A 25761-nucleotide genomic window follows, 5' to 3' on the forward strand; every position below is an offset into this window, starting at 1 on the left:
CGGAGCTGAAAAGGGCCGCTGCATTGCCGCGGCCCCTATTTTTTGTCAATGCAGGGAAGCACTCGCCGCCAGCCGTTCTTGTCTGTCGTGAAGCGCGAACCTGTCGACCATATCGGCGCTGGCCTTGTTGAAGCCCGTGACCACAACCTCGACGCCAGCATTGCGGTACTTTAAGACGACCTTATCCAAGGCACCGACTGCGGTGATGTCCCAGAGATGGGCGGCGGAAACATTTATGACAATCTTGTCCGCCTGCTCGGCAAAATCGAAGGCATGGATGAAGTTCTCCGCCGAGGCAAAGAAAATCTGGCCCTCGACAGTATAGGTGACGGTCCTCGTGGTCGCATCGTTACTCCGCGTGATGCGGAAGAGCTTGGAGACCTTGCCGGCAAAAAAAATGCCAGACAGCAGGACGCCGACGATAACGCCTTTGGCGAGATCGTGCGTTGCCACCACGGTCACGACCGTTGCCAGCATGACGACGGAGGATGATAGCGGGTTGCGTCTCAGCTCGAGGATCGAGCGCCAGGAAAAGGTTCCGATCGACACCATGATCATCACCGCGACGAGTGCTGCCATCGGAATGATGCGAACAAGGTCGTCCAGCACAACGATGAGAAAAAGCAAAAACGCGCCAGCGACAAAGGTCGAGAGCCGCCCGCGTCCCCCGGAAGTCACATTGATCACCGACTGGCCGATCATCGCGCATCCGCCCATGCCGCCGATCAAGGCGGAGGCGATATTGCCGGCACCCTGGCCAACGCATTCCTGGCTCTTTTTGCTCGGCGTATCCGTCATGTCGTCGACGATTTGAGCCGTAAGGAGGGACTCAAGAAGACCGACGGCTGCGAGCGTGATGGAATAAGGGAAGATGATCTGCAGCGTCTCCCATGTCAGCGGGACTTGCGGAATCATTAGCACTGGAAAGCTCGATGGTAGTTCGCCCAGGTCGCCTACAGTGCGAAGCTCCATCCCCGTCCACCATGCGACAATGGTCAGGACGGCGATGGCAACGAGCGGTGAGGGGACCGCCTTGGTGACGTATGGAAAGAGATAGATGATGGCGAGACCCGCCGCGATCATCACATAGGTCACTGTTGGAACGCCAATCAGTTCAGGCAACTGCGCCATGAAGATGAGGATGGCGAGCGCATTGACGAAGCCGGTAATGACCGAGCGTGAGACGAAGCGCATAACGCGTCCGACCTTCAGCCAGCCTGCCACGATCTGGATGAGACCCATCAGGATCGTTGCGGCGAAAAGATATTGAAGCCCGTGCTCTTTGACGAGCGAGACCATCACCACGGCTGTCGCAGCCGTTGCAGCGGAGATCATGCCGGGACGTCCGCCGACGAAAGCTGCGACGCAGGCAATCGCAAACGAGGCGTAGAGCCCCACTTTGGGATCGACACCGGCAATAACGGAAAAACCGATGGCTTCCGGGATGAGCGCAAGCGCGACGACGATACCGGAGAGCACGTCTCCACGAATATTGGAGAACCACTCCTGACGGTAGTGTGAGAAAGTTTGCATGGATGAGTTACCACAGTTGATGCAACGGGCCGAGCAGAACTCGGTCCTCAAAAGACGAAACAGGTTGCGTTGCTGTGTTGTCTGGCGGATTGGCGGCCAGAAGAGCCACCCGGATTTTCACCGGGTCCATGTGGATGAGTGTTCTATAGTCGAGAAGTCGCTATGTCGCAACCGGCACTGTTCTGCTGAGCATCGAAGCGCCATTGATCTGTCTTAACGGATTCCTACCGGGATACGGCGCTTTTGACGCATCTTTCCAATCTGGCGATAACCGATTTTCTTAAACGAAAAGAGTATCTTATCTTCTATAACTTGTCTCCAGGGAGGCCACTTGATGGCAGACGCTGGGGAGCGTGATGATGAAGTGCTTTTTTGTAGTTTTGATCCTGACCGGAGCGGTTTTTACACCCGCAGAGGCAAAGGCGCCCTATATGTTCGGCGCATCGCTGACGCACTTGCACTGGGACAAGTAGGTTAGCTCAGTCGTTGCCAGCGGCGTCGTTGAGAGCGTCGAGATCGGGTACGGTGATATGCCGGTTGTTCTCGATCCGAATGATGCCCTCTTTCTTCAGCTTGGTCATCTGACGGCTGACGGTCTCGATGGTCAGACCCAGAAAATCGGCAATGTCCGCGCGTGATAATGGCAGGTCGAAGCAAGACGCATCGCCCTTTTCAGGGTCGATATGCGTCGCTATCAGATACAGAAAACTTGCAACCTTTTCCTGTGCGGATTTACGACCAAGCGTCAGCATCCAGTCCCGCGCTTCGTCAAGTTCCTTCAATGACTGCCCGTGAAGCTTGCGCTCCATATTCGGCACTTCGCTGATCATGCGGTCCACGATGCGCCGCGGAAACAGGCAGATCTCCACATCCGTCGCGGCCTCGGCTGTCATATTGCTTTCAGCATTGAAAGGACGCCCGAGAAAATCAGGTGCGAATTGCAGGCCGACGATCTGCTGGCGACCGTCAGACATCATCTTCGACAACTTGATGACGCCACTGAGGATGTTGGCGTAGTAGGGCACGAGTTCGCCTTGCCCGAGCAATTCATGACCGGTCTCGAACGTCTTGCGGCTGGACTGGCGGTTGATCTCCAGGAGCTGCGCTGGAGTGAGCACACCGCAAAGGCCGCCATGGCGCGCCTCGCAGGAGCGGCACACTACGGGCATCTCTGAATTGTGGATAGTTCTCCGCAGCGTGTCCATCGCATCACGTCCAAGTCGAACGGGTCCGACCGCATGTGCGATCTCAAAAATTCCCGTTACCTCAAGCCCCAAAGCAAATGTCCCCACACCGCCTCTGATCAATTTGTTTATTAGCTAATTTGATCGAAGTCAAAGTTGCAAACTGTCGCAGTCTGTATCCCTAAGTCGCAGAATTGATACATGTCAGGACGTGATCGCTATGACGGAGCATTTGTTGAAGAAATATTCCGCGGCCGTTCCCCGCTACACCAGCTATCCGACAGCGCCGCACTTCCATGAGGGCATAGGAGCTGGCGAATATTCGTCCTGGCTGCGGGCTCTTGATTCGCATAATTGCCTATCGCTCTACATCCATATTCCCTATTGTGATCGGCTCTGTTGGTTCTGTGCCTGCCACACCAAACACACGCTCCGCTACGAGCCGATAGCCATCTATCTAAGAGCGCTCCACAAGGAAATCGAAGCAGTTGGCGGGCTTGTTGCGCGCGAGACCAAGGTGAAGGCCGTGCATTTCGGAGGCGGATCGCCAACGATGGTCAGGCCGGAAGACCTGATTGCTCTGATGGACTCACTGCGTTCGGCATTCTCTTTTTCCGATGACGTGGAAATAAGCGTGGAGATGGACCCGAATGATCTTGATGAGGGACGTTACGATGCCCTGGCTGCAATCGGGATGACGCGGGCAAGCCTCGGCGTACAGGACTTTGATCCGAACGTGCAGAAGACAATCAACCGCATACAGACCTTTGAGCAGACGAAATCCGTGGTCGATGCGGTGAGGGCGAGAGGCGTCCACTCCGTCAATTGCGATGTGCTCTACGGCCTCCCGTGTCAAACGCTAGAGACGATGCGCGACACCGTCGACAAGATCATCTCTCTAAACCCGGATCGCGTCGCTCTCTTTGGTTACGCGCATGTGCCATGGATGAAGAAACACCAGACGATGATACCGCAAGAGGCGCTGCCGGATGCGATCGCGCGCTACAGGCAGATGAAGACCGCAGCAGAAATGTTAGTGGAAGCGGGCTACCAGCCGGTCGGTATCGATCACTTCGCAAAGCCTGGAGATAGCCTGGCAAGGGCTGTGAAAGAGGGAGAGCTTCGCCGTAATTTTCAAGGCTATACCGATGACGGCGCCGACGCCCTGATAGGGCTTGGCGCATCCTCCATAGGCAAGTTTCCCCAAGGCTATGTGCAGAACACGGTTGCAACCGGCGAATATGAGCGGATGGCTGAAGCCGATGGCTTCTGCACGGCCCGTGGTATCGCGCTTTCTGTGCAGGACCGGGTGAGGGCCTTCGTGATTGAAAGGATCATGTGTGATTTTGCGCTCGATCTTTCGGCGCTCAGTGTGCTTTATGGCCCTGCCTCACTTCCGGCCGTCGAAGAGGCCCGGCAATTTGCGGAGAGTGACCGGGATGGACTTGTCCATCTTGAGGCCGGCCATTTTACTTTGACGGAGACAGGCAAGCCGTTTGCTCGCAGCATTGCCGCAACCTTTGACACCTATCTCTCCAATGGCCGGGGACGTCATTCTCTGGCCGTTTGACTGTAGGTCGTGCGCAACACACATCGCGCAAAATGACGGATCGATCACGAAAGCATTGGCTTTTTGATGCAACTTCCCTATGTGGTGCGTCTGAAGAGACCTTTATAATTAAGAACACAAAGGATTACGGGCGTGACAGCTACATTCGATAAGGTTGCCGACATCATCGCTGACACCAGCGAAATCGATCGCGAAACCATTACGCCGGAAAGCCATACGATCGACGACCTCGGCATCGACAGCCTCGACTTCCTCGATATCGTTTTCGCCATCGACAAGGAATTCGGTATCAAGATCCCGCTCGAGCAGTGGACGCAGGAAGTCAACGAAGGCAAGGTTTCGACCGAAGAATACTTCGTTCTGAAGAATCTTTGCGCCAAGATCGACGAGTTGAAGGCCGCCAAGGGCTGAACGTCTTCTTTTGCTTAGGCTATTTCCGTTTCACGGACCCTGCCTTGTGCTTTGAGACTATATTCGATCCTCGGGAGATATGCCCGAGGATCTTTTGCCCATCAGACACTGTCTCGGGGCGAAGCTAGCTGGCGCATTCCACGGACAAGACATGCTTCTCGAATATTTCCAGATGGTGGACCGAATCGAGTCTATCGACAGATCAGCCCGCATCTTGAAGGCACGTTCGGTCGTGCCGGATAAGAGTCCCGTCTTCGAGGGCCATTTTCCGGGCATGCCGCTGGTTCCAGGGGTGTTGTTGATCGAAACCATGGCGCAGACCTCCGGCATGCTGGTTCTTGCCATGAGTGATTTTGCCGCGATGCCTTTCCTGATGTCGGTCGATAGTGCCAAGATGCGCACCTTCGTGGAGCCCAATGCCGAACTGGATATCGAAGCCTATCTCGAGCATGACGGATCCGGCTTTGCCGTCACCAAGGCAAAGATCACATCGGGCGGAAAAAAGGTCTGCGACGCACAGCTGAAGCTTCGCACCATGCCTTTTTCCGAGATTCCGCTTGCGCCGATCGTGAAGAAGCGCGCCGAGGAAGTAGGTCTGATGGCGGCCATTGCCGCTGATACCTCCGCCTGATCGAAAAGCGCTTTCCTCGCGTTTAAATGCTGAAAAGTCATGCAAGGCCGAGGTCATTTTGCCTTCGCCATTGCAAAGCCGCATCGCGCGCATTATTCCGCATGGCAAGTGCGGCGTCCCTGCCGCTTATGAGGCTGGCCCGAGATTACGTCTCGGAAAAGCGACGAAGGATCACGGATGATGAAGTCTGACAATGATGTGGTGATTACCGGGGTCGGTATCGTGACCTGTCATGGTGTCGGTAAAGATGCCCATATTGCGCTGCTTTCCAGCACCACGACGCCTGCGGCGATCGTCGAGAGGGAAAAATTTGCGCCTTATCCCATCCATCCGCTGCCTGAAATCGACTGGTCCGCGCAAATCGGGCGCAAGGATCAGCGCCAGATGGAAAACTGGCAGCGCCTCGGCGTGTTTGCCGCCGGTCTTGCGCTGGACGATGCTGGCCTGAAGGAAGACGCAGAAGCCTGCGGCACGATGGACATGATCGTCGCAGCCGGTGGCGGCGAACGCGACATCAATGTCGATACGCTGATTGTCGATGAAGGCCTCAAGCGCAATGACCGCGAAGTGATGCTCAACGAGAAACTCACGACAGAGCTTCGCCCAACGCTGTTTCTCGCGCAGCTTTCGAACCTGATGGCTGGCAATATTTCGATCGTGCATAAGGTCACCGGCTCCTCACGTACCTTCATGGGTGAAGAGGGCGCAGGGATCTCTGCCGTTGAAACCGCTTTCTATCGCATCCGCTCAGGTGAATCGAGCCACGCGCTCGTCGGCGGTGCATTCGCGGCCGAACGTCCCGATATGACTTTGCTGTTTGAAGCCATTGGTGCGCATGCTCAAGGTGGCTGGCAGCCGCTTTGGTCGCGAACGGGAGGCGAGGGCGGTGGCATGATCACCGGCTCCGTCGGCGCCTTCCTTGTGCTTGAATCCCGCAAGCATGCACAGGCGCGTGGCGCCAAGATCTACGCCCGGATCGACGCGATCGAAGGCGATCGTGGCAACCGCGACGACAGCAAGCTGGAGAAGCGCCTGGAGCGACTGCTTGCGCCTGCCAAGGATGCGGCTGAAACCATCGTGCTTTCTGGCGCCAGCGGCTACGACGGCCTGACATCTCGCGAAAAGGATGTTCTTGAAAAAAAACTGCCACATGCTGCCATTCGTGGCTTCGGTGGTGTCACCGGTCACGGACTCGAGGCACAGTTTCCACTGGGGCTCGCACTGGCCGCGCTTACGCTCGAAAGCGGCGCAAAAGTCCCGCCTTTTGATAGCGCGGCAGAAAAGCCGATGGCATCTGCCGCGACGGAAGCGGTCGTTACCACGGTTGGCCATGTGCGCGGCGAAGGTGTCGCCGTTCTTTCCAGAGACGCTTGAGGAGTTAAGACCATGGCATCCAGCAATTTCAGGGATCACCTTGGCCGCCCCATTGTTGCCGTCACCGGCATGGGCATCATCACCTCCTTGGGGCAGGGATTGACGGATAACTGGGCGGCTTTGACCTCCGGTAAATCCGGCATCCACAAGATCACACGTTTTCCGACCGACAATCTCTCCACCAAAATTTGCGGAACGGTCGACTTCATCGATATCCCGGCACCGAATTCCGTCGAACGGTCCTTTGCCTTTGCTCGCGAGACCACCATCGAAGCGTTGGCGCAGGCAGGACTATCCGGCGATTTCAACGGCCCGCTGTTTCTGGCGGCTCCGCCTATCGAGCCGGAATGGAGCGCTCGTTTCGAGCTTGCTGACCGGTCTCCGCCTGCGGCAAAGCCGGGTGATGCCTATGATCGCTTCATGGCGGCTCTCCGTCAGCGCCCCGACCCCGCCTTTCAGGAAGCCGCTCTCTTCGGCGCGATCTCCGAGCGTCTGTCCGATCAGTTCGGCACGCGCGGTCTCCCGGTCACGCTCTCGACCGCTTGCGCCTCCGGTGCAACAGCCATTCAGCTTGGTGTCGAAGCCATTCGCCAAGGTCGCACGGATCGTGCGCTGACGGTTGCCACAGACGGTTCGGTGAGCGCCGAAGCGCTCATCCGCTTCTCGCTTCTGTCGGCCCTGTCGACACAGAACGACCCGCCGGAAAAGGCGTCCAAGCCGTTCAGCAAGGACCGCGATGGTTTCGTGATTGCCGAAGGTGCAGCGACGCTTGTTCTGGAATCGCTGGAAGCGGCGGTCGCTCGTGGTGCAAAGGTTCTCGGCATCATCAAAGGTGCCGGCGAAAAGGCAGACAGCTTTCACCGCACGCGCTCGTCGCCCGACGGCGGACCTGCGATTGCCACGATCCGTGCAGCACTTGCCGATGCCGGCTTCTCCGAAAGCGATATCGGCTATGTCAATGCGCATGGTACGTCGACACCGGAAAATGACAAGATGGAGTACAGTTCCATGCTTGCGGTTTTCGGCGAAGGCCTGAAGTCGATCCCTGTCTCTTCCAACAAATCGATGATCGGCCATACGCTGACGGCAGCAGGCGCAGTTGAAGCCGTCTTCTCGCTGCAAACCATGCTGACCGGCACGCTGCCACCGACCATCAACTACAACAATCCGGATCCGACGATTGCGCTGGATGTGGTGCCGAATGTGAAGCGTGATGCTCAGGTCAACGCCGTGCTGTCGAATTCCTTCGGCTTCGGTGGGCAGAATGCAAGCCTTGTTATGACACGGGAACCGGCTTAATCCGTTCCCCAGCGCATCTACCCCAAAGGCGGTTGATGCAATTGTAAATGAAGGAGAGCCGTCTTTCTGGGTCCATTCGGACGAGCGACGCTCTCGAACGAAAACGCTTTAACGCCTTCGGGCGAAGGACTTCTATTATGCGCGCTCTTCAACTCGTCGACGACCGTAAGCTCGAGAAAGTGGATCTGCCTGAGCCGGAAGCGCCGGCACCGGGTGAGGTTACGCTGCGCGTCAAGGCGGTCGCACTGAACCACATCGACGTTTGGGGCTGGCGCGGCATGGCCTTTGCCAAGCGCAAGATGCCGCTCACGATTGGTGCCGAAGCCTCGGGCGTGGTGGAAGCGATTGGCCCGGGCGTCTCCAACGTTCTTCCGGGCGGCTTGGTCTCCATCTATGGCGCGCGTATCTGCGGTCGTTGTCATCACTGCGTTGCCGGTCGTGATAACCTCTGCGAAAATGTCGGTGGGGTTCATGGTTTCCACCTCGATGGCTTCGCCCAGGAAAAGATCAACATTCCGGCTCGCCAGCTTGTCCTCGCCCCGCCGGGCGTCGATGCCGTGGCAGCCGCGCTCGCACCTGTAACGTTCGGCACTGTCGAGCACATGCTGTTCGACAATGCGAAGCTTCAGCCTGGTGAAACCATCCTCGTTCATGCCGGTGGTTCCGGTATCGGCACGGCGGCTATTCAGCTGGCAAAGAAGATGGGCTGCACGGTCATCACCACGGTGGGTTCGGACGATAAGATCGAGCGCGCCAAGGCGCTGGGCGCCGATCACGTGATTAATTATCGGGTGGATCGATTCGAAGGTGTCGTGCGCAAGCTGACCAAGAAGAAGGGTGTCGATGTCGTCTTCGAGCATGTCGGTAAGGATACCTGGGCAGGTTCCATGTTCTCGCTGAAGCGTGGCGGCCGTCTCGTCACCTGCGGCTCGACGTCGGGCGTCTCGACCGAAATCAACCTGATGATGCTCTTTCAGCAGCAACTGAAGCTGCTTGGCTCCTTTGGCTGCCGCATGCAGAACATGGCCGATGCCATGCAGAAAATGGCACGCGGGCTTGTACATCCTGTCATCGATACCGAAGTAACCTTCGACGATATCGACAAGGCTCTGGAACGGATGGAGACCCGTCAGGTCTTCGGTAAGATCGTTCTGCGGATGGATTGATCAGTGAAGCTTTTTATAACGCGCATCGTTCTGGCGCTTGAGAACTTTCGCCAGTGGCTGAACGCGACCATCGCGTTCGGCTTTCTGAATATGCTGAAATTGTTGCCGGCTGATCCAGCCATTCACTTTGCCGATCGCATCGCGCGTAAACTTGGGCCCAAGACGCCGCGTCATAAGCTGATGCTTTTCAACCTCGCTCGCGCCTATCCGGAAAAGACCGAGGAAGAGCGTCTGGACATCGCGCTGGATAGCTGGGGAAACATGGGGCGTCTCGCCGCCGAATATGTTTTCCTTGACCGCCTGTTCGATTACGACCCGGAGCAGACAAAGCCCGGGCGAATCGAGGTTGTCGGCATCGACAACTTTCTTGAGCTACGCGACAATCCACGTCCATTCATTGTCTTCACCGCCCATACCGGAAATTTCGAGCTTCTGCCTGTGGCAGGATCCGCCTTCGGCCTTGATGTGACGGTTCTCTTCCGTCCGCCGAACAATCCTTACGTGGCGGAGAAAATATTCAATTTCCGCAAGGAGCGCATGGGCAAGCTCGTTCCCTCGCACGCAGGCTCGTCCTTCGCGTTAGCCCGGCAGCTGGAGCGGGGGGCAGGTGTCGGCGTACTGGTGGATCAGAAGTTCCGCAAAGGTCTTCTGACCAAGTTCTTTGGACACAATGTTCAAACCAATCCGTTGCTCGCCAAGCTGGTCCGGCAGTTCGGCTGCGACGTCTATCCGGCGAGATGCATTCGCCTCCCGGACAATCGCTACCGCCTGGAAATCGAACCGAAGGTCGAGATACCGCTGAACGAGAAGGGCAGTGTCGATATCCAGAAGACCGCGCAGCTTTTGAACGACAAGGTTGAGAGCTGGGTTCGCGAGTATCCCGGTCAGTGGTTGTGGTACCACGACCGTTGGCACATCAAGGACCAGGTCAAGACGGACAATTGAAGTCGAGAAGCTCCTTTTCCACAACGTTGGTTTATAGATGGGGTATTGTTAAACCACACTCGATTAAGGAGGTTGACGTAACGCAATGATTTAGTCAGCCTGTTGCGAGACAAGACCGTGTTTATTCTTCCTTACTATTTCTCGGATTTGTAATAACGAAGCCGATTGTGATATGAGTGAATGTGCTGGTGTGGTTATATTGCAACTCCTTAACTCATGCTTTACGGGCACATCGTGCAGATTGTCGCCAGTGAGCCGGGAGAGGATTGGGCAACTGTAATGCCTGCGTCTGGGGAGTGTTTGGGTTGAAAAGAAAAATCGAATTGTTCTGGCAGCGTTATGCGGAGCTGAAAAGCGCAGTTATTCGCAATGAAGCGCCCAAGGTTGCCGCCCTCGATAAAGAGCTCGACACTCTGCTCGACAGTATTATCGGCAGAAAGAACGCCTCCTCTGCGGAAATTCTTGAACAGTTCCGCTTTGCCATCGACCTTCTGAATGAGGAGGCAGAGGATATCGGTTGCGTTCAGCGTAATGCCGACGTTTTGCGCAGGCTTGTCGATCGCTATATCGGCGCTGGACTGCCGCGCGATGGAAGTGCTCCGGATGGCGATGATGCGCCTTGGAGCCCCTATATCATATTGGATGAAGACCGGCTGGAAGACCTGGACGATCGTGTCGTCGTCGTTTCCCCCGGCTACCGCATCAACTATACGAACTCCGCCAATGCTGCTTCGCTCCACTCGGATCGTAGTGAGATCATTGGCAAGCATATTGCCGAACTCGTTGGGATCCACCACTTCCAACTGGCATTCCGCGAGAAGCTCGACGCGTGCTTCAAGGGCGAGGCTGAGAAATACACCTATGCCGAAGACGCGCTCGGTCATACCGTGGTCAAGTCCTTCGAAATGTCTCCATGCTATTCACCTTCTTACAAACTCGTTGGCGCCATCGTGGTGGTCAAAGAGTTGGAAGATCGTCGCACACGCGTGGTAGCGTAAGTAGGCGAATTAAGTTTTTATCTGGCGCTTCGCAGTCTAACTGCGCCTTTCATCACCCCACTACTATAAATCGTATATTGACGAGAGCGTTACGGTGAGTACTGCTGTACCGTAATTCTGCGGCTCATTCATCGTGTGGCCGGGAAAATGTTTCCGGATTTTTCGCACTAAGCGTGGGTAGACACTGTGCTCCAGGATTTTTTTCAAGCTTTTGCGATCAAAAGCCTTCAGCTGCGGCAGGCCATCAACCAAAGCGAGGATGGGCTTGTCCAGTCGTTTGACAGAGAGCTTCAAGCGATCGTCGACGACATCCTGGCTTACAAGGCGTCTAGCCGGGACGAACTCCATCGGCAATTCGAGTTTCTCTGCATGCTGGTTCGACAAGAAGCCGACGACAGGCTTGCGGTTGTGCGCAGGATCGTGACGATGTCCGGGCTGATCGACCGATATTTCCGCGATCATTCGGATCCGTACGATGTGGATTTCTCTCCTGCAATCGCGCGGCCAGCCAAGGCCATAGCACCAGCCTATTATGAGCAGCCGCTTTTCAACGAAGCAATCCTTGATAGTCTTGACGATAACATCATCGTCGTCACACACGATTACCGCTACCTCTATACCAATCATGCCTATGCAAAATCGAAGAACCGGGCGCGCTTGTCGCTGATCGGCTGCCACGTCACCGAGTTCATTGGTGAAGATGGATTCTACTTGCAGGCAAAACCTGCACTCGATCGGTGCTTTGCAGGTGAGAAGGTCGGTTACATTCATCACACTCACCGCGACGGGCAGCGATTTGCAACGCGCTGCCGGATGACGCCCCTGCGCGCCTCCACCAATCACGTCATGGGCGCAGTGGTGGTGTTGAGCGATATTGAGGAGATGGCGACACTGGAATGTGGTTGAGAGCGGGGGTCTAAGGTCTCGCTTTATGTCTTAGTCACACGCCGCTGAGCTTGCCGATGATCCAGCCAAGCGAGTAGGGCGCATTGGTATCGAGAATGAGCCTTGCCGCCATGGCAAGGCAGGACATCACCAGTAGCGGGCGAATAATCTTCGCGCCATTCTTCATCGCCAATCTGGAGCCGATCTGCGCGCCAAGAAACTGCCCAAAACCCATCACAAGTCCAAGTTTCCAGAGAATTGCGCCATTCAGTGTGAATACCAGGAAGCCGCCGAAATTCGAGCCGAGGTTCAAGAGTTTCGTATGGGCGGTCGCCTTCAGCATGCCGAAGCCGGCAAGAGCGACGAATGACAGCATATAGAAGGAACCGGCTCCTGGACCGAAAATGCCATCGTAAAAACCAATCAGTGGAACCACTGTCAGACCGAAGACGAACGGCGTTATCCGGCGCTGGCTGTCAATGTCGCTGAGGTTCGGCTTGAAAGCGAAATAGATAGCGATGGCGATGAGCAGGAAAGGCATGATTGCCCTGAGAATGTCGGCCGGAACGAAGGATGCGGTGAACGCGCCAGCCATTCCCCCGATGAGGGCCATCAACGCCATCGGAAATTGTTCTCTGAGATTGACGTGGCCTTTGCGCGCATAGGCGATGGTCGCCGAAGCGGAGCCGAACTGAGCCTGCAACTTGTTGGTCCCCAGCGCCTCCAGCGGCGGTATGCCCATGATCAACATGGCCGGCAGCACGATCAACCCTCCGCCTCCAGCAATCGAATCGACGAAGCCGGCGAAGACGGCGACAAAGAACAGTATGATGAAAAGCTGGAGAGCGACGTCTTGCACTGGGGAGGCATCCGGAGGGTTTTGCTGGCCGCTTGTGGCACCGAATGCCGCATCCCGCAACCGCTTTTGCAGACAGGGCCAATGGAGGAATGGAAAAGATTGCGCAGCACGCCTGGCAGGTTATTGTGCGCCGAACGCTGCATTGAAGCTGGCAGCTATATTTGAATGAGGACAGGCATGCATAAAGTAATTTTCGATACGGATCCGGGCATTGACGATGCAATGGCGTTGCTTTTTCTGCACCGTCACCCTGATATCGACCTCATCGGGGTCACCACTGTCTTTGGCAACGCGCCGATCGAGATTACGACCCGCAATGCGCAGTTCCTCAAGCAGCAATGGATGATTGACGCCCCTGTAGCGAAGGGCGCTGGCAAGACATTCGATCCCTCGCGTCCGGACGGCCATTTCCCTACCTTCATTCACGGCGATGATGGGCTTGGCAATATCGGTGTGCCTGAGACGGTTGACGTGCCGCTCGATCCGCGCACGGCCCATCATTTCATCATCGATACCGTCAAGGCCAATCCCGGTGAGGTAACGCTGATTGCCGTAGGTCGCATGACGAACCTGGCGCTTGCCCTGAAGACCGATCCCGATTTCGCTGCCCTGGTGAAAGAGGTGATCATCATGGGTGGTGCCTTCGATATCAACGGCAATGTCAGCCCCGCTGCAGAAGCGAATATTCACGGTGATCCAGAGGCGGCCGATCTTGTCTTCACCGCACCCTGGCCCGTGACCGTAATCGGTCTGGACGTCACGACGAAAACGGTCATGACCTCCGGCTTCCTGGCGGAAATGGTGAAGGAAAATGGCGCGGCTGTGCAGCTGCTGTCCGACCTCTCTCAGTTCTACATCAGTTTCTACAATATGCGCACGGGTGACGGCATGGTCGTCCATGATTCTTGCGCCTGCGTTTATCTGACGAACCCTGAACTTTTCGAAACACGAAGCGGCGCGATCCGCGTCGTGTGCGGCGGTCTTGCAGACGGTCAGACGATCCAAAAGCCGGACGGCATTACCTTCCCACCGGGCGATTGGGACGGTCATCCAAGCCAGAAGATTTGCACCAAGATCGAACCGGATCGTGTGCTTTCGGTCATTCGCTCTGCAATTGTGCGTGGTGAACGTGGCTGATTGAGTTGAGCCGTCGGTCGAACGGCGGCTTTGCCTTGCATTTTACAAGAATCTGGCGTTATGCAGGCATCAATGGCGCAAGCCGTGTGCTGCGCCATGGACTTCGCGACAAATGTTCCGGCAACGCACCGGTCACCGCAGGGCGTGGCGGGAAAACCAATTCGTGTTTTCCAACGCTTACGCTACAATGAACAGCACAGGTCCGATTTGTTCGTGTCGGCTTATGTTTCAAACCAAAAAACGAACGCTACTGTGGACCGGACAATCCGGTCCATTTCCATGAGGAAAGAGATGGAAGAGTTTCACAAGGTCAAGCGTCTGCCGCAATACGTCTTCGAACAGGTCAACCGTTTGAAAGCGAGCGCGCGAGCGGGTGGCGCGGATATCATTGACCTTGGCATGGGCAATCCGGATCTGCCGACGCCAAAGGCGATCGTCGACAAGCTTTGCGAAGTCGTTCAGGACCCGCGCACGCATCGTTACTCGTCCTCCAAGGGCATTCCCGGGCTTCGCCGCGCCCAGGCCGCCTATTATGCACGCCGCTTTGGAGTGAAGCTGAACCCTGATACCCAGGTCGTCGCCACGCTCGGTTCCAAGGAAGGCTTCGCCAATATGGCGCAGGCGATCACCGCGCCTGGTGATGTGATCCTATGTCCGAACCCGACCTATCCGATCCATGCCTTTGGCTTCCTGATGGCGGGTGGCGTCATCCGTTCGATGAATGTCGAGCCGGATGAAACCTTCTTCGGCCCGCTTGAGCGCGCTGTGCGCCATTCGATCCCCAAGCCGCTGGCACTGATCATCAACTACCCGTCCAACCCGACCGCCCACGTGGCGTCTCTGGATTTCTACAAGGACGTGATCGCTTTTGCGAAGAAGCACGACCTGATCGTGCTGTCCGACCTTGCCTATTCGGAAATCTATTTCGACGAGAAGAATCCGCCGCCATCGGTCCTGGAAGTGCCTGGTGCCATGGATGTATCGGTGGAATTCACCTCGATGTCGAAGACCTTCTCCATGCCCGGCTGGCGCATGGGCTTTGCGGTCGGCAATGAACGCCTGATCGCTGCGCTAACGCGTGTGAAATCGTACCTCGATTACGGCGCCTTCACGCCGATCCAGGTTGCGGCTACACATGCGCTGAATGGCGATGGCTCGGATATCGCGGAAGTGCGCAATGTCTACCGCCGCCGCCGCGACGTGATGGTCGATACGTTCGGCAAGGCGGGTTTCGAGGTTCCGCCTCCCGCTGCCACCATGTTCGCCTGGGCGAAAATCCCGGAGAAATTCCGGCATCTCGGTTCGCTTGAATTTTCCAAGCTGTTGATCGAGAAGGCCGACATTGCGGTTGCTCCGGGTGTTGGCTTCGGTGAAATGGGTGACGATTACGTTCGCCTCGCGCTCGTCGAGAACGAGCACAGAATTCGTCAGGCCGCGCGCAATCTCAAGCGCTTCCTGTCGACTGCAGACGATACGTTGCACAACGTCGTCTCGCTCAACGCCCACAGATAAGGGCAACCCGCCAAGGTGGCCGGTTCCGGCCACCTCTTTCATTAAAGCAAATCAGGAATATACCCATGGCAGATTCATTGAGAATCGGCATAGCGGGACTCGGCACTGTCGGCTCTTCGCTCGTGCGCATCCTCCAGCAGAGAAGCAACGAACTTGCGATTACCTGCGGACGCGCAATTGAGATTATTGCTGTTTCCGCGCGCGACCGTTCGCGTGATCGCGGCATTGATCTCTCGGGTATGACCTGGTTCGATACGCCGGAAGACATGGCCGAAAAGGCCGATATCGATGTTTTCGTCGAACTTGTAGGCGGCGCGTCTGGTCCGGCGGAAAGAGCCGTTCGCACCGCTTTGTCGCGTGGTCTCCATGTGGTGACTGCCAACAAGGCATTGCTTGCAAAGCACGGTGTGGAGTTGGCCGAAATCGCAGGAGAGAAGGGCGCTCTGCTCAACTTCGAAGCGGCGGTCGCCGGCGGTATTCCGATCATCAAGGCGTTACGTGAATCGCTGACCGGTAACCATGTGTCGCGCATCTACGGCATCATGAACGGCACCTGCAACTACATCCTGACCAAGATGGAGAAGGAAGGCCTCTCCTTCGAAGTCTGCCTCAAGGAAGCGCAGCGTCTCGGCTATGCGGAGGCCGACCCGGCTTTCGACATTGAGGGGAATGATACCGCACACAAGCTTGCGATCCTGACGACGCTTGCTTTCGGTTCCAAGATTGCCGCCGACGATATTTATCTCGAAGGCATCACCAATATCTCCATCGAGGACATTCAGGCAGCCGCCGATCTCGGCTATCGCATCAAGCTCCTCGGCGTCGCCCAACTGACCGAATCCGGCATCGAGCAGCGGGTACACCCGACCATGGTACCGCTTGATTCCGTGATTGCGCAGGTGGATGGCGTGACAAACGCAGTCGCAGTGGAATCGGATATCCTCGGTGAATTGCTGATGGTTGGTCCAGGCGCCGGCGGTAACGCCACAGCCTCCGCAGTGCTCGGCGATGTCGCCGATATTGCCAAGAGCCGCCCAGGCGCACAGCAGGTTCCGGTTCTTGGCCGTCCTGCCAAGTCGCTGAGCGATTATCGCCGGGCCAAGATGAAAAGCCATGAAGGTGGCTACTTCATCCGACTGACCGTGAAGGACAAGGCCGGCGTGTTCGCCTCCATCGCCACCCGCATGGCGGAAAACAACATCTCGCTGGAATCGATCGTCCAACGTTCTCAAGTGCCGATGGAGGAGGGAGCCCAGACGATCATCCTCGTTACGCATGCGACGATGGAAGATGCCATCCGCAAGGCCGTAAAAGCGATCAAGAGCGAGAAGTATCTGGTCAGCGAACCGCAGGTCATCCGCATCGAGCGCACGTGATGCGATAAGCATGGTCCAAGCAAAACTGTGCAGCGGTTTTGCGACAACGACATGCGATAACAAGGACCTAAAGCGCATGAGCGATCTGAAAGATCGCGACGCGCTTCAGCGGCTAGAGTTTCGCTTAGGCGCGCTCAGTCGGACACATTTCTTGGTCCAAATATAGCCCGGATGCTGCCGCGTCCGGGCTTATGTGTTTCAGAGGATGAGCTTGTCTGCGCGATTGAAAACTAGCGAGTCGCTACTTTGTGAGGACGCTCGGCCACCTCGGTTTTGGACTCACTTCGATGTGCGTAAAGCAGCCGGGTGCTCCCACGTTGTCAGTAATCAAACAAACATCCACCCGCTGAATTTCAACCATCTACTTCGAGGGTGATGCTGATGTCGTTCTTATCTGAACACATCAACGAGACAGTCTTGGCGAATACCTACCGCCAAGACCGATCACCGTCGCAAACGGTTACATGCTCATGACGCGTATGCGGGAGTAGAATGGCTCTTTTCCGATGGTAGTACATATCCCGCGCAGTCGCCTTCAGCGTCATCATCCGAAGCGATGCTCTGGTTGGCGAAACAATCCTGGGATGTATTGCCTCCCTCGATCAGCGCCATCTGAATGAGATAGGTGAGGAACGTGCTCTCCTTTGGCGTGGCAAGCAGGGCTGCGCGCAAATGGTCCATCACGATATTGGTGTCACTCATAATCTGCCCTCATGTGTCTTAACGCACTGAATCTAGATCAGCATCGTGATTGCAGCGTGAATCAACCAAGGGTGTTAAGTGTATATGAGGTTACGCGGATATAGTGTCGATCAGTCTGATACGCCGCATCGTAGTGACGGGGTAATCGTCGTCCAGAAAGCGAGCCGGCGTAAAGTCCGGTTCGAGGAGCCGCAGCTGATCGATAGCGCGTTCCGCGCGCATCGTCATTCCTTCTTGTATGTAAAGCGCGATGAGGTAGCGCAAGGGCGCGCGGAATGCCGGGCGGAGGATAAGGGCTGCCTCCGCATGACCAATGGCTGCGTTATAGTCACCCACAGCCGCAGCAGACATGCAGCAAAAAAACTCGACAAAGGCGCGGTGTTCTCCGCCTCCTGTCAGTTTCAGCGCTATTGTTGCGGACCTGCGGCTTGCGCTCAGCTTGTCGAGAACGAGTTCGGCATTGGACAGGATTGCCATGTTGATTGGGTTGAGCGGATCGAGCTGAGCGGCTCGCTCAGCGAGCTTCAGAGATCCGCGGCTAGATCCGCCACCGAGATATTCCAGGTGCGCGCCGATACTGAGTATGCCCGGGCTATTACCATCCTGCCGCAGAGCCTCTTGGACGAGTTCGGTGGAGGTGATTTCGTCGCCCAGAAATGCTGTGCTGCGATGCTGAAACTGAGCCATGTTGCGTAAAAACGCTCGCCAAGCGACATATTGCGGGCGTGGATCGCGCTCATAGGCATAGTTCAGATGCCTGTCTGCCTCTGCGAGGCTTTGACGATCGAAGCGGAAGATCAGGTTGCGGGCGTTGCTGGCCAAAAGTGCTGCGCAGTTTGAAATTGCGAGATCACCCTTTCGTTCACGCAATGTGATGAGAACGGTCTGCACCAGAGTTCCGCACAGATGATGCAAGGCCTCCTCGGAAGAGCTCCCGAGATTTTCCGTGCGCGAAGCATAGAGCCTGCCGGTCTCCGCATGACTGATCGTAAAGGTGATGTGGCTACGTCGTCCCATCGTTGCTGTTCGAACGGAAACGGAAAGACCAGTGACAGGCTGACGCATGATGCCCGACGATGCATGCGGGATATGCGAAAAGATCTCAAAGTCGTCCAGGTCATGAAGCGAAGCCGTCGTCAGCGCCAATATTCGCGAGTTGATGAGCTCGCTCGGCAATTGGTGGTCGGAATGGAACTGAAAAAAGATCGCGGGCTTTGGCGGTACAGACGGACGTGGAGGATCAAACGCACTGACGCGAGCCTTTTCGGCAAGTGATGATCGTATATCGCGAATCCAGTCTTCGAATTCGGGGTCGGGAATATCGATATCGGCGAAGGCGTCATGCTCATCATTCCAATCCTGCGGCGGCTCGACGAGACGATAACTGACTTTGAAGCGTGACGGGTCGAACGCGACCTTCTCGCGGTCGGCCTGTAAGATTTCTTGATAGGGCCCGAAGGCCTTGCGAATTTCGACGAGCGTCTGGCGAAGGCTGTCCGAACCCCTTTTGGCGTCGCGATCGCTCCACAATTTGTCCTGCAGCCAGACACGGCTTCTGGAATAATGCGGTGCTGTCGCCAGAAGAACGAGGAGGCCGCGAGCCTTGGCCGATCGCGGCCCTCTGTCAATGTCATCCGGATCGGTGATCCGGAATCGACCAAAGACATTCAACGACAACATAGGCGCGCCCTCCGAAGGCAAATCACGCCTATGCATATCAGGTCATGTTAACGTAGGAAAAGCTTTCCCGTTGGATCCTGCTCATTTTCGTCCGGCCGTACAGTGTTGGCGTCGGTGGGTGCCAACATGCGCGCTTCAGCCGGCTTGAAGGGGTAGGGCGTAACATCGGTCGTGGATGAAGCGTGATCGGGAAAATCGGTCTTCACCCAGTTACGAAACGCCGCGATCCCTTTTGAGACCTGCAGAACGTAGTCGAGCGACTGTGTGTCCTCGACCGGCGAGTTCGTTCCGATGTTGCGGAAGTACGCTGCGATGGCTGCATCATCGTATGGGTTGGCTGGCACATCAGGCAAAAGGACCGCAGCTTGGGCCGCCTCGGGAGTATTGGGTAGGACGGCGGTACCCCAATCGTTGGCGCGTTGGTGGCAGGTGATGCACGCCGAGGTCGGGTTATCAACCGGACCGTTGGCCCGACCGAAGAGGCCAAGGTTCTGGCGTGGAAGCGGGTAGAACATTGAAGCCACATCCGGATTGACCCAACTTTCCTTCGGCGTCGCCGCCTGCTCGAGATAGGCCTTCGCGTTAAGCCCTGGGTCACTTCCCCAGATGAGACCGACAGGCACCAATCGCTCATAAGGCGTGTTGCCGGGCTGCATCGCATTGTACATGAAGGTTCCAAAGAACCAGCCGTTCGGTGACCGTTTGTCTTTGACCGAGAGGTCCAACTGGAGAAGGCGCATGGTCATCACCCCGCCGTCTTTCTGCCCGGCGACATCCCATTCTTTCGAACCCGCGAGATAAGGAACGCTGGAAGGCGTTGCGGTGGTGAACAGCATTTTCGCAGACACCGCACCCTCTGCAAATGCGAAATCGCGGGTCTTGGGGAAGGCAGGATCACCCCAGATCTGGCCAAAGCCATAGCACGCCACATCATTATAAATGCCGACCGCAAAATTGCGCTCCCAGTCCATTTGTAGCGCGTGAAGTTCCTTCGGCCGGGACCACCGCTCGGTCGTCATCCCGCGCAAGGGCTCGCGCAACATGAAGAACCACGGCGCATCACACCACTGCTCTTCCTTATTGTCCTCGATCCGCCAATCCACATCCGGTCGCGCATTGACCTTGAGGACATAGTTCAGAATCGACTGCATGTAATCCGCGGGGTTCTTGAACGGGTCGACTGTCAACCAAGGGAGCTTGCTGTTGTCGGGTGGAGTCTTCGGAAAGTCGTAGTGAATCTGAAACTTGCGATCCGTCTCATGCCCCTTCAGCGGTAGGCTGCTGGAACAGTCAAATTTCGCTTTGGCGGCCGCTGCAAAGCTGCTATCCGCAGGCTTCGGACAGTCCGCCAACGCAGCAGAGGCGGGAAAGAGAAGGAGAGCGAGAGTAAGGAGGCTAGCTTTCATCGATGAGTCTCCAACGCGAGAAGAGAAGGTCGATGTAAAGTCAAGAATCTGGGATTGTAAATACGCAACCTAGAACACGTTTTGCGAGTGTCTCGAGCGCCGCCAAACGATAGAGCAAACATGAGAACCTCGCGTTGAAGCTACTGGCAGTGTTCTGATGAATATAGCGCTCGAGAAAAGGACGCTGCTTTCCGTTTCGCTCACGACTGATCCTCCGGTGGCAGCTTCCCGTCCGAATACAGCGCCTCAAAGTCGCGCCCGCCATAAAAGATGTGACCGATGCGCACAGTATCGTGCTCGACCTTGTAGGCAATCACGGCGGTGCGCCCAACGGGGCATACCCGATGCGGGTGCAACGCTCCCTGATGCGGACCACGAAATCCCGGGCAATCGCGCGGTTTTGACTGCGGATTGCGATGAAGTGGTAGATTTCGGCAAGATCGGCAATAGCTTCTGGGCGGTAGGTAACTTTAAGATGCTGCACGATCGAGGTCTTCATCAACTTTGGCCAAAGCCGCTTCTAGCGCCGCATCCGCGTCCTGACCGCTTACATCAGGGAGGATCATTGAATGAGCGGCGAATGCGTGCCCTAATGGCGTTGAGCCGTTCGGCATGTTCCTACCGCTCCCGCTGCCATACCCGCATAGCGTCGCGCACAACTTCGCTGGTGGAGGCATATTCGCCCGCATCCACGCTTTCCCGGATCATGCGAAGCATCTCCGGGGTCATCGTGATGCTAATTTTCTCGGCGGTTTGAATGACTCAAACCTTTCGTCGTCCCATCTTATAGATGGTAGGATAAAATCCTACCTAGCACCAAAATGAATTTGACGTTTCTACTCTTGCGCGACGCGTCTTCTTACCCGTCCCACGTTGAAAGCCTTGGCATCCAGCGTGTTCTTGAGAGGCACGGCATAGTGCTTCTCGATCATCTCCACGCTCGTTCGGCAGTCGCCACGAAGCTTCAGAGACCAGTCCTCGGCAAACTCTTTAGCAAGGGATAGGCTGTCGGTTTTGTTGCTGACCGGCCACTCCTGCCTTCAATGTAGGTGGAGCACTGCTGGAGAAAACTGTTGATGCCGGTAGACGTGAACCTCGTCACCTAAAACGGTATGTGAGGTCATTTCACACTCTCAAACTGTGTGAGACATGTGAGGGCTACGCTAGCGATTTCCCGATAATTTACAACGGTAAGTGCTTGATTCCGTTGGTGAGAGCGCAGGGATTCGAACCCTGGACCTACTGATTAAAAGTTACTATTGGCCGCAACCTTATCAATGGGTTGCCGATAGGGCTTCGTGGGACTTTTGCCGATCTTTGTAGAAATCCCACGCCGGAAAAGATATCCACCCTGGGGGGTGGATATGAACTTGCGACACCTAATTAGCGGGCGTTTTTCCGTTACGCCAACGCACGATAGCCTCAAGAGCAAGGTCTGAAATCCACATTGCACTTGTTCCAGTCAGGAACGCGGCCGCGTGCATGGTGGTGATTGGATCATCCGGAAGCGGCCATCCAATCTTGTAGAAGTAGTGCAGCACTGGCGCTGTCAGGTACGAGGCGGCAAGGAGCCCACACAGAGGGGAGAGAACAACCTCCCTCCATGTGAAACTGCGCCTGGACAGCGCTCGTAAAAGACCGCCGGCGAAACCGGCGGTCGCAACACCGAACTTGATGCCGGTGGCTTCCAGAAATTCCAAAATTGTCATGTCAGCCCCAACATTTTTGCCGCTGCCCGTTGCGGTCGTTTCCGATAACTCGCTCATAGCCCGGCCGATCGGCGGCGATCAGCGCCACCGTTCCGGCCGGACTAAGGTTGTTTTTCTGGAAGCCCGCGCAGCTGGTCGCAGGCATCGATGCGCATCCCGTTGCCACGCAGGCCGATAACACACAGATCATAGTCGCTACTCTTCTGAAGACTTGCATCGTCGCCCTTCCTTTCGAGCTCGGCTTTTCCGTCCTCGATCGCACGCGCCGCGATCGCACTTTCTCGCCCCTCACGCCTGGCGGCCGGCACCATGAAGAACTGTGCGCAAAGCAACGTGACAGCGACGGCCGACACGATCCCGCCCAGGGCGAATGCTGCATACTTGAGGCGATCAAGCACCGATCTCCTCCTTCATGTCGCGGTAGACCTTCGCGATATCCCCCCGCCTTTTGATCGCATAAAAGGCGAAGCCGGCGACGATGACGATTAGAAGGGCCTGGACGTATGGATTGGTGATGAGCGCGATCGCCGGTGCGATCAGTGTGGTAATGATCCACTGCCAGACCGTCTTGGATTTCACGAGTGGCTTGTCGAGCTTTTCCGGATCCACAGTTTCGGGCGCAATCGGCGCAGCGACGGGAACGGCCGTTGCGCCGCCCCCGTCGTCGGTCGCCTTGGGAGGCAGATCCATATCAGAGCCGATTGCATGAATGTCCCGGACATGGCGCAACCGCGCCTCGACCGCTTCAGGGCTGACCAGTGCCTTGTTCAAACCGTCGCCGGCATAATAGCTCTGCCCACGCTTGACGTCACGATGTGCGCCATGGGTGGCAGACAGTACTGGGAAGCTTGCCCATTCCTTCGCCAGGTTGAGGCCGAAGGCGACGATCGACAGGCGACCATCAACAAAGTCCTGATAGCCGCGCCGCAATAGGAGGTAGTAGCCCAGGCGCTTCTGCAGGCTCTCGGAAAACAGGACGTCGCCGCGAAGGGTCGGCACTTCCTTGCAGATCCCGATCAGGGTGTCGCGCATGAACTGGTACGCACCAGCCGCACTGGATGAGGTGGAGTAACCCCAGTTCTGTTTTACCCAGGCTTTGTTGCCCCAATTTTTCTGCGCATCGATCAGGTCGCCAAGCGTCATTTTCGTGATCGGCGTTCGCAACTTGCCCTGGCGGTTGCCAAAGATCGTGTCGAAGCCTTCGGGCGCTTCTTTTCCCTGGATGAAGTCCAGAAGGTTTTGTGCCGCTAGAGGCACGGTCTCGGGTAGCTTCGACATAAAAAAGGCTCCAGTTTCTCAACTGAAGCCGATGTTAAGCCTTCGCAGATACCGTCAAATGCTGTCTAGATCTTCGCTTCCCAGCTGAAGCGGAATGTCCCTGTCGAAACAAAATTGGCACCGTCAGACACATTGACGACGATATTTGTCGCATCGAAGGATTTGATCACCGCGCGGCGATGCACTGCTGGGGAGCCGCCTGCAGGCGGAACCACGGACACATCGACGAACGTTGGCGCGGCCGACAAGCCATGAGGGATTGTGACATCGGCCCCAGACATCACCACATCAGGCGTCAGTCCGTGGTTCTGGGTGACATGGCCGAGCCGTGTTCGAATATCTTTGATGCCTCCTGTGCCAAGGCTGACCGCCTTCGTCGCGTTTCCGGATAAATCGACATCTTCGGCAACATGCAGCTCACCGGTGAAGCCATTCGGAACAACGATGCCATATCGCTGCTGCTCACTTAGAGCGGCATAGCCGTTCCCGATCCAGCCGCCCGAGATATAGACCTTCGCGGATCCTTGCACGGCGAGACCGTCATAGGTGTTGGCAGCCAGACGCCCGTTGGAAGAAATCGTGTGACCGGAAAGGCGTATATCTCGGCCGCCAAAAATTTCCCAGCCGTCAGTTCCACATCGGACTGTGGATCCGCCCTCAACGCGCAGGCTATCGACGTCGACAATCTTAACGCCACTCTCCGACCAGGAGCAAAGCGTTGGCTCCGACAGAACCACGCCACGCGCCTTGTTCACCAGAAGCGCATGCCGGTAAGGCGCATTCGAGTTGAGCATGTCCAGGAAGATGTAATCCGGGATGAACGTTCCACCGAGCCCCTGGTTGTCGTCAATCTGCACGCCGATATCCCACGTCGTGATTTGAATATCTTCGACGTATTGAGCATTGGCGCCAGAGAGGAACGCCATGGCTACACCCTTATAGCCGTAAGGATCGGCTGTGGGGTTGCCATCGTCGGTGCCCTCGAAGACGATGTTGGTCCAGTTGCAATCACCTACCTTTTGTCCGGAACCGCCGACGACGACACCAAACTCCTGACATTTCCACATGCGGATCCGATCAACCTTGTGCTGACCGCCCACCGGGGCATTGATACCGCGCTTGAAGCCGTAGATCTCGATATCTGTCAGTTTGGCAGCTGCCGCCTTGAGATCGATCGCGACATTGCAGATCTGTGTCAGCCCAGGATTGAAGTTGGTGCTTTCCAGCGAAAGTCCGTATAGCTCTGTTTTAACGCCATTGACTTCCAACAAAGTTGAGAGGCCATTCGACGCCGGCCGCAGGGTGGTGGCACGTCCGCCCGCTCCAAAAATATTTGCGTAATTCGAGTTGATCTGCAGCTTGTTTGTCCGGATCGAGCCAGAGGGAATGCGCCCGAAGCCAGGCGTGAAATGCTGGTTGATAAAGGCCTGCATCACAGCAGTGATTTCGTGGTTTCCTGACAGATCGTAATTGTTGAAATCTCGAAGGTCGCAAATATCCCTGGCCAGAAGATTGTTTCGGAAGGCAGGCAAGCCAATGACCGCCTGCGCCTCAATCTCGGTATTGGTGCCAGCCAGATTTTGGCCAATCTCGCCGAAAGGGAGATCGCCGGCGTTCATGATGGTCTGATTGGCTAGCTTGCCATTGACCCAGCCTAAAACCTTACCGGCTGCAGGAGGGGGGAGCATCTGCGGCTCCTGCCCAAAATCAGCTTTAAGACTTCGCCCCAAATCGCGAGACTGTTCCTGCTGGATAAGCCTTACTCTGTCAAACTCACTGTCCGTCAGTGAGCTTTTGAACCGTCCATCGGTAACCACCGACGACAATCGATCTAAGATCGCTTGCCCCAGTATCAAGATAATGTCGCCAGCCTGTCGGCCAACCTCGAAGCTAATTGATCCACCCGCTCCGTATCCCGCGCCAGCAACGCTGAAGTAGCTAGGATCAATAGGGTCGTAGTTCCCAGGCGCAGTCTGCTGGAAAACTATAATATCCTCCTCCTGCTGAAAAGGGAAAGGAACAGGGAACTGCGTTTGTCCCTGGGTCGCTGTGTAGCGGCGGAAACGCTGATCTTCAGTGATTGGGAAAACAACGCTCATGAAATGG

25 protein-coding genes and 1 other annotated feature are annotated in these 25761 nt (G+C 56.2%); of the genes, 12 read left to right on the forward strand and 13 right to left on the reverse strand.

Features of this window, described 5'->3' with window-relative positions; genetic code table 11:
- Window positions 1-45: 45 nt before the first annotated feature.
- Together QE408_RS15050 and fnrN are read right to left on the reverse strand one after the other, a co-directional pair.
- Window positions 46-1533, reverse strand: coding sequence for a SulP family inorganic anion transporter (locus QE408_RS15050; protein WP_306932487.1), 1488 nt, complete (start codon window positions 1531-1533; stop codon window positions 46-48).
- Window positions 1534-1608: 75 nt separating this feature from the next.
- Window positions 1609-1664, reverse strand: a sequence feature (sul1 is cis-regulatory element that is thought to sense ions involved in sulfur or methionine metabolism; They are found in Alphaproteobacteria).
- A gap of 348 nt (window positions 1665-2012) precedes the next feature.
- Entirely contained in the window at window positions 2013-2738 is a 726-nt protein-coding gene (fnrN, locus tag QE408_RS15055; RefSeq protein ID WP_306932488.1) for a transcriptional regulator FnrN, read from the reverse strand.
- A 199-nt stretch (window positions 2739-2937) separates the two neighbouring features.
- Between fnrN and hemN the strand changes: the two genes are divergently transcribed.
- From hemN to QE408_RS15095, 8 genes are all read left to right on the forward strand, one after another.
- On the forward strand, window positions 2938-4287 hold the full coding sequence (gene hemN / locus QE408_RS15060) for an oxygen-independent coproporphyrinogen III oxidase (protein WP_306932490.1): 1350 nt from the start codon (window positions 2938-2940) through the stop codon (window positions 4285-4287).
- Between the two features lie 132 nt (window positions 4288-4419).
- Window positions 4420-4698 (forward strand): acyl carrier protein, encoded by a 279-nt coding sequence (locus tag QE408_RS15065; protein ID WP_027675812.1) that lies wholly within the window; start codon window positions 4420-4422, stop codon window positions 4696-4698.
- A gap of 151 nt (window positions 4699-4849) precedes the next feature.
- Complete coding sequence (locus QE408_RS15070) at window positions 4850-5329, forward strand: 3-hydroxyacyl-ACP dehydratase FabZ family protein (protein ID WP_306932502.1); 480 nt, start codon at window positions 4850-4852, stop codon at window positions 5327-5329.
- A gap of 177 nt (window positions 5330-5506) precedes the next feature.
- A complete protein-coding gene (locus tag QE408_RS15075; protein WP_306932504.1) occupies window positions 5507-6703 on the forward strand; it encodes a beta-ketoacyl-ACP synthase in 1197 nt (398 codons plus the stop codon).
- 12 nt (window positions 6704-6715) lie between these two features.
- On the forward strand, window positions 6716-8002 hold the full coding sequence (locus tag QE408_RS15080; protein WP_306932506.1) for a beta-ketoacyl-ACP synthase: 1287 nt from the start codon (window positions 6716-6718) through the stop codon (window positions 8000-8002).
- A gap of 137 nt (window positions 8003-8139) precedes the next feature.
- Complete coding sequence (locus tag QE408_RS15085) at window positions 8140-9168, forward strand: zinc-binding dehydrogenase (RefSeq protein WP_306932508.1); 1029 nt, start codon at window positions 8140-8142, stop codon at window positions 9166-9168.
- A gap of 3 nt (window positions 9169-9171) precedes the next feature.
- Window positions 9172-10113 (forward strand): lipid A biosynthesis lauroyl acyltransferase, encoded by a 942-nt coding sequence (locus tag QE408_RS15090; protein ID WP_306932512.1) that lies wholly within the window; start codon window positions 9172-9174, stop codon window positions 10111-10113.
- A 305-nt stretch (window positions 10114-10418) separates the two neighbouring features.
- A complete protein-coding gene (locus QE408_RS15095) occupies window positions 10419-11111 on the forward strand; it encodes a hypothetical protein (protein ID WP_306932516.1) in 693 nt (230 codons plus the stop codon).
- Between the two features lie 63 nt (window positions 11112-11174).
- Here QE408_RS15095 and QE408_RS15100 read toward each other — a convergent pair whose 3' ends face one another.
- The gene (locus tag QE408_RS15100) at window positions 11175-11573 is read right to left on the reverse strand and encodes a hypothetical protein (protein WP_306932518.1); all 399 of its coding nucleotides are present in this window, start codon (window positions 11571-11573) and stop codon (window positions 11175-11177) included.
- On the opposite strand from QE408_RS15100, the gene QE408_RS15105 reads away from it, so the two are divergent.
- A complete protein-coding gene (locus QE408_RS15105; protein ID WP_306932520.1) occupies window positions 11538-12017 on the forward strand; it encodes a PAS domain-containing protein in 480 nt (159 codons plus the stop codon). The genes QE408_RS15100 and QE408_RS15105 overlap by 36 nt on opposite strands.
- Before the next feature lie 34 nt (window positions 12018-12051).
- Here QE408_RS15105 and QE408_RS15110 read toward each other — a convergent pair whose 3' ends face one another.
- On the reverse strand, window positions 12052-12855 hold the full coding sequence (locus tag QE408_RS15110; RefSeq protein ID WP_306932522.1) for a TSUP family transporter: 804 nt from the start codon (window positions 12853-12855) through the stop codon (window positions 12052-12054).
- Between the two features lie 177 nt (window positions 12856-13032).
- Between QE408_RS15110 and QE408_RS15115 the strand changes: the two genes are divergently transcribed.
- From QE408_RS15115 to QE408_RS15125, 3 genes are all read left to right on the forward strand, one after another.
- The gene (locus tag QE408_RS15115) at window positions 13033-13992 is read left to right on the forward strand and encodes a nucleoside hydrolase (protein WP_306932523.1); all 960 of its coding nucleotides are present in this window, start codon (window positions 13033-13035) and stop codon (window positions 13990-13992) included.
- Between the two features lie 291 nt (window positions 13993-14283).
- Window positions 14284-15504: an LL-diaminopimelate aminotransferase gene (locus QE408_RS15120; RefSeq protein WP_062425410.1), complete on the forward strand. Its 1221-nt coding sequence runs from the start codon at window positions 14284-14286 to the stop codon at window positions 15502-15504.
- A gap of 65 nt (window positions 15505-15569) precedes the next feature.
- Window positions 15570-16880 (forward strand): homoserine dehydrogenase, encoded by a 1311-nt coding sequence (locus tag QE408_RS15125; RefSeq protein WP_306932526.1) that lies wholly within the window; start codon window positions 15570-15572, stop codon window positions 16878-16880.
- A 468-nt stretch (window positions 16881-17348) separates the two neighbouring features.
- On the opposite strand, the gene QE408_RS15130 is transcribed toward QE408_RS15125, so the two are convergent.
- From QE408_RS15130 to QE408_RS15170, 9 genes are all read right to left on the reverse strand, one after another.
- Window positions 17349-17582, reverse strand: coding sequence for a hypothetical protein (locus QE408_RS15130; protein ID WP_306932528.1), 234 nt, complete (start codon window positions 17580-17582; stop codon window positions 17349-17351).
- Between the two features lie 90 nt (window positions 17583-17672).
- Complete coding sequence (locus QE408_RS15135) at window positions 17673-19262, reverse strand: hypothetical protein (protein WP_306932530.1); 1590 nt, start codon at window positions 19260-19262, stop codon at window positions 17673-17675.
- A gap of 47 nt (window positions 19263-19309) precedes the next feature.
- Entirely contained in the window at window positions 19310-20668 is a 1359-nt protein-coding gene (locus QE408_RS15140; protein WP_306932532.1) for a hypothetical protein, read from the reverse strand.
- Between the two features lie 313 nt (window positions 20669-20981).
- Window positions 20982-21167, reverse strand: a complete 186-nt coding sequence (locus tag QE408_RS15145; protein ID WP_306932533.1) for a hypothetical protein — start codon at window positions 21165-21167, stop codon at window positions 20982-20984.
- 119 nt (window positions 21168-21286) lie between these two features.
- Entirely contained in the window at window positions 21287-21376 is a 90-nt protein-coding gene (locus tag QE408_RS23025) for a hypothetical protein (RefSeq protein WP_373465555.1), read from the reverse strand.
- Between the two features lie 671 nt (window positions 21377-22047).
- Window positions 22048-22377: a hypothetical protein gene (locus QE408_RS15155; RefSeq protein WP_306932534.1), complete on the reverse strand. Its 330-nt coding sequence runs from the start codon at window positions 22375-22377 to the stop codon at window positions 22048-22050.
- A gap of 101 nt (window positions 22378-22478) precedes the next feature.
- Window positions 22479-22775, reverse strand: coding sequence for a hypothetical protein (locus QE408_RS15160; RefSeq protein WP_306932535.1), 297 nt, complete (start codon window positions 22773-22775; stop codon window positions 22479-22481).
- Window positions 22768-23655 carry a hypothetical protein gene (locus tag QE408_RS15165; protein WP_306932538.1) on the reverse strand — a complete coding sequence of 296 codons (888 nt, stop codon included), beginning with the start codon at window positions 23653-23655 and terminating at the stop codon, window positions 22768-22770. The genes QE408_RS15160 and QE408_RS15165 overlap by 8 nt, the downstream gene beginning before the upstream one ends.
- A gap of 65 nt (window positions 23656-23720) precedes the next feature.
- A complete protein-coding gene (locus tag QE408_RS15170; RefSeq protein ID WP_306932540.1) occupies window positions 23721-25754 on the reverse strand; it encodes a hypothetical protein in 2034 nt (677 codons plus the stop codon).
- Window positions 25755-25761 lie beyond the last annotated feature (7 nt).

It is taken from the genome of Agrobacterium larrymoorei (assembly GCF_030819275.1).
GTDB classification, from domain to species: domain Bacteria; phylum Pseudomonadota; class Alphaproteobacteria; order Rhizobiales; family Rhizobiaceae; genus Agrobacterium; species Agrobacterium larrymoorei_B.

Coding starts and splice junctions, on each gene's coding strand:
- QE408_RS15050 (WP_306932487.1), bottom strand. CDS start 1,533: ATGCAAACTTTCTCACACTACCGTCAGGAGTGGTTCTCCAATATTCGT.
- fnrN (WP_306932488.1), bottom strand. CDS start 2,738: ATGGACACGCTGCGGAGAACTATCCACAATTCAGAGATGCCCGTAGTG.
- hemN (WP_306932490.1), top strand. CDS start 2,938: ATGACGGAGCATTTGTTGAAGAAATATTCCGCGGCCGTTCCCCGCTAC.
- QE408_RS15070 (WP_306932502.1), top strand. CDS start 4,850: ATGCTTCTCGAATATTTCCAGATGGTGGACCGAATCGAGTCTATCGAC.
- QE408_RS15075 (WP_306932504.1), top strand. CDS start 5,507: ATGATGAAGTCTGACAATGATGTGGTGATTACCGGGGTCGGTATCGTG.
- QE408_RS15080 (WP_306932506.1), top strand. CDS start 6,716: ATGGCATCCAGCAATTTCAGGGATCACCTTGGCCGCCCCATTGTTGCC.
- QE408_RS15085 (WP_306932508.1), top strand. CDS start 8,140: ATGCGCGCTCTTCAACTCGTCGACGACCGTAAGCTCGAGAAAGTGGAT.
- QE408_RS15105 (WP_306932520.1), top strand. CDS start 11,538: ATGTCCGGGCTGATCGACCGATATTTCCGCGATCATTCGGATCCGTAC.
- QE408_RS15100 (WP_306932518.1), bottom strand. CDS start 11,573: ATGATCGCGGAAATATCGGTCGATCAGCCCGGACATCGTCACGATCCT.
- QE408_RS15115 (WP_306932523.1), top strand. CDS start 13,033: ATGCATAAAGTAATTTTCGATACGGATCCGGGCATTGACGATGCAATG.
- QE408_RS15120 (WP_062425410.1), top strand. CDS start 14,284: ATGGAAGAGTTTCACAAGGTCAAGCGTCTGCCGCAATACGTCTTCGAA.
- QE408_RS15125 (WP_306932526.1), top strand. CDS start 15,570: ATGGCAGATTCATTGAGAATCGGCATAGCGGGACTCGGCACTGTCGGC.
- QE408_RS15130 (WP_306932528.1), bottom strand. CDS start 17,582: ATGAGTGACACCAATATCGTGATGGACCATTTGCGCGCAGCCCTGCTT.
- QE408_RS15135 (WP_306932530.1), bottom strand. CDS start 19,262: ATGTTGTCGTTGAATGTCTTTGGTCGATTCCGGATCACCGATCCGGAT.
- QE408_RS15140 (WP_306932532.1), bottom strand. CDS start 20,668: ATGAAAGCTAGCCTCCTTACTCTCGCTCTCCTTCTCTTTCCCGCCTCT.
- QE408_RS15145 (WP_306932533.1), bottom strand. CDS start 21,167: ATGAAGACCTCGATCGTGCAGCATCTTAAAGTTACCTACCGCCCAGAA.
- QE408_RS23025 (WP_373465555.1), bottom strand. CDS start 21,376: ATGATCCGGGAAAGCGTGGATGCGGGCGAATATGCCTCCACCAGCGAA.
- QE408_RS15155 (WP_306932534.1), bottom strand. CDS start 22,377: ATGACAATTTTGGAATTTCTGGAAGCCACCGGCATCAAGTTCGGTGTT.
- QE408_RS15165 (WP_306932538.1), bottom strand. CDS start 23,655: ATGTCGAAGCTACCCGAGACCGTGCCTCTAGCGGCACAAAACCTTCTG.
- QE408_RS15170 (WP_306932540.1), bottom strand. CDS start 25,754: ATGAGCGTTGTTTTCCCAATCACTGAAGATCAGCGTTTCCGCCGCTAC.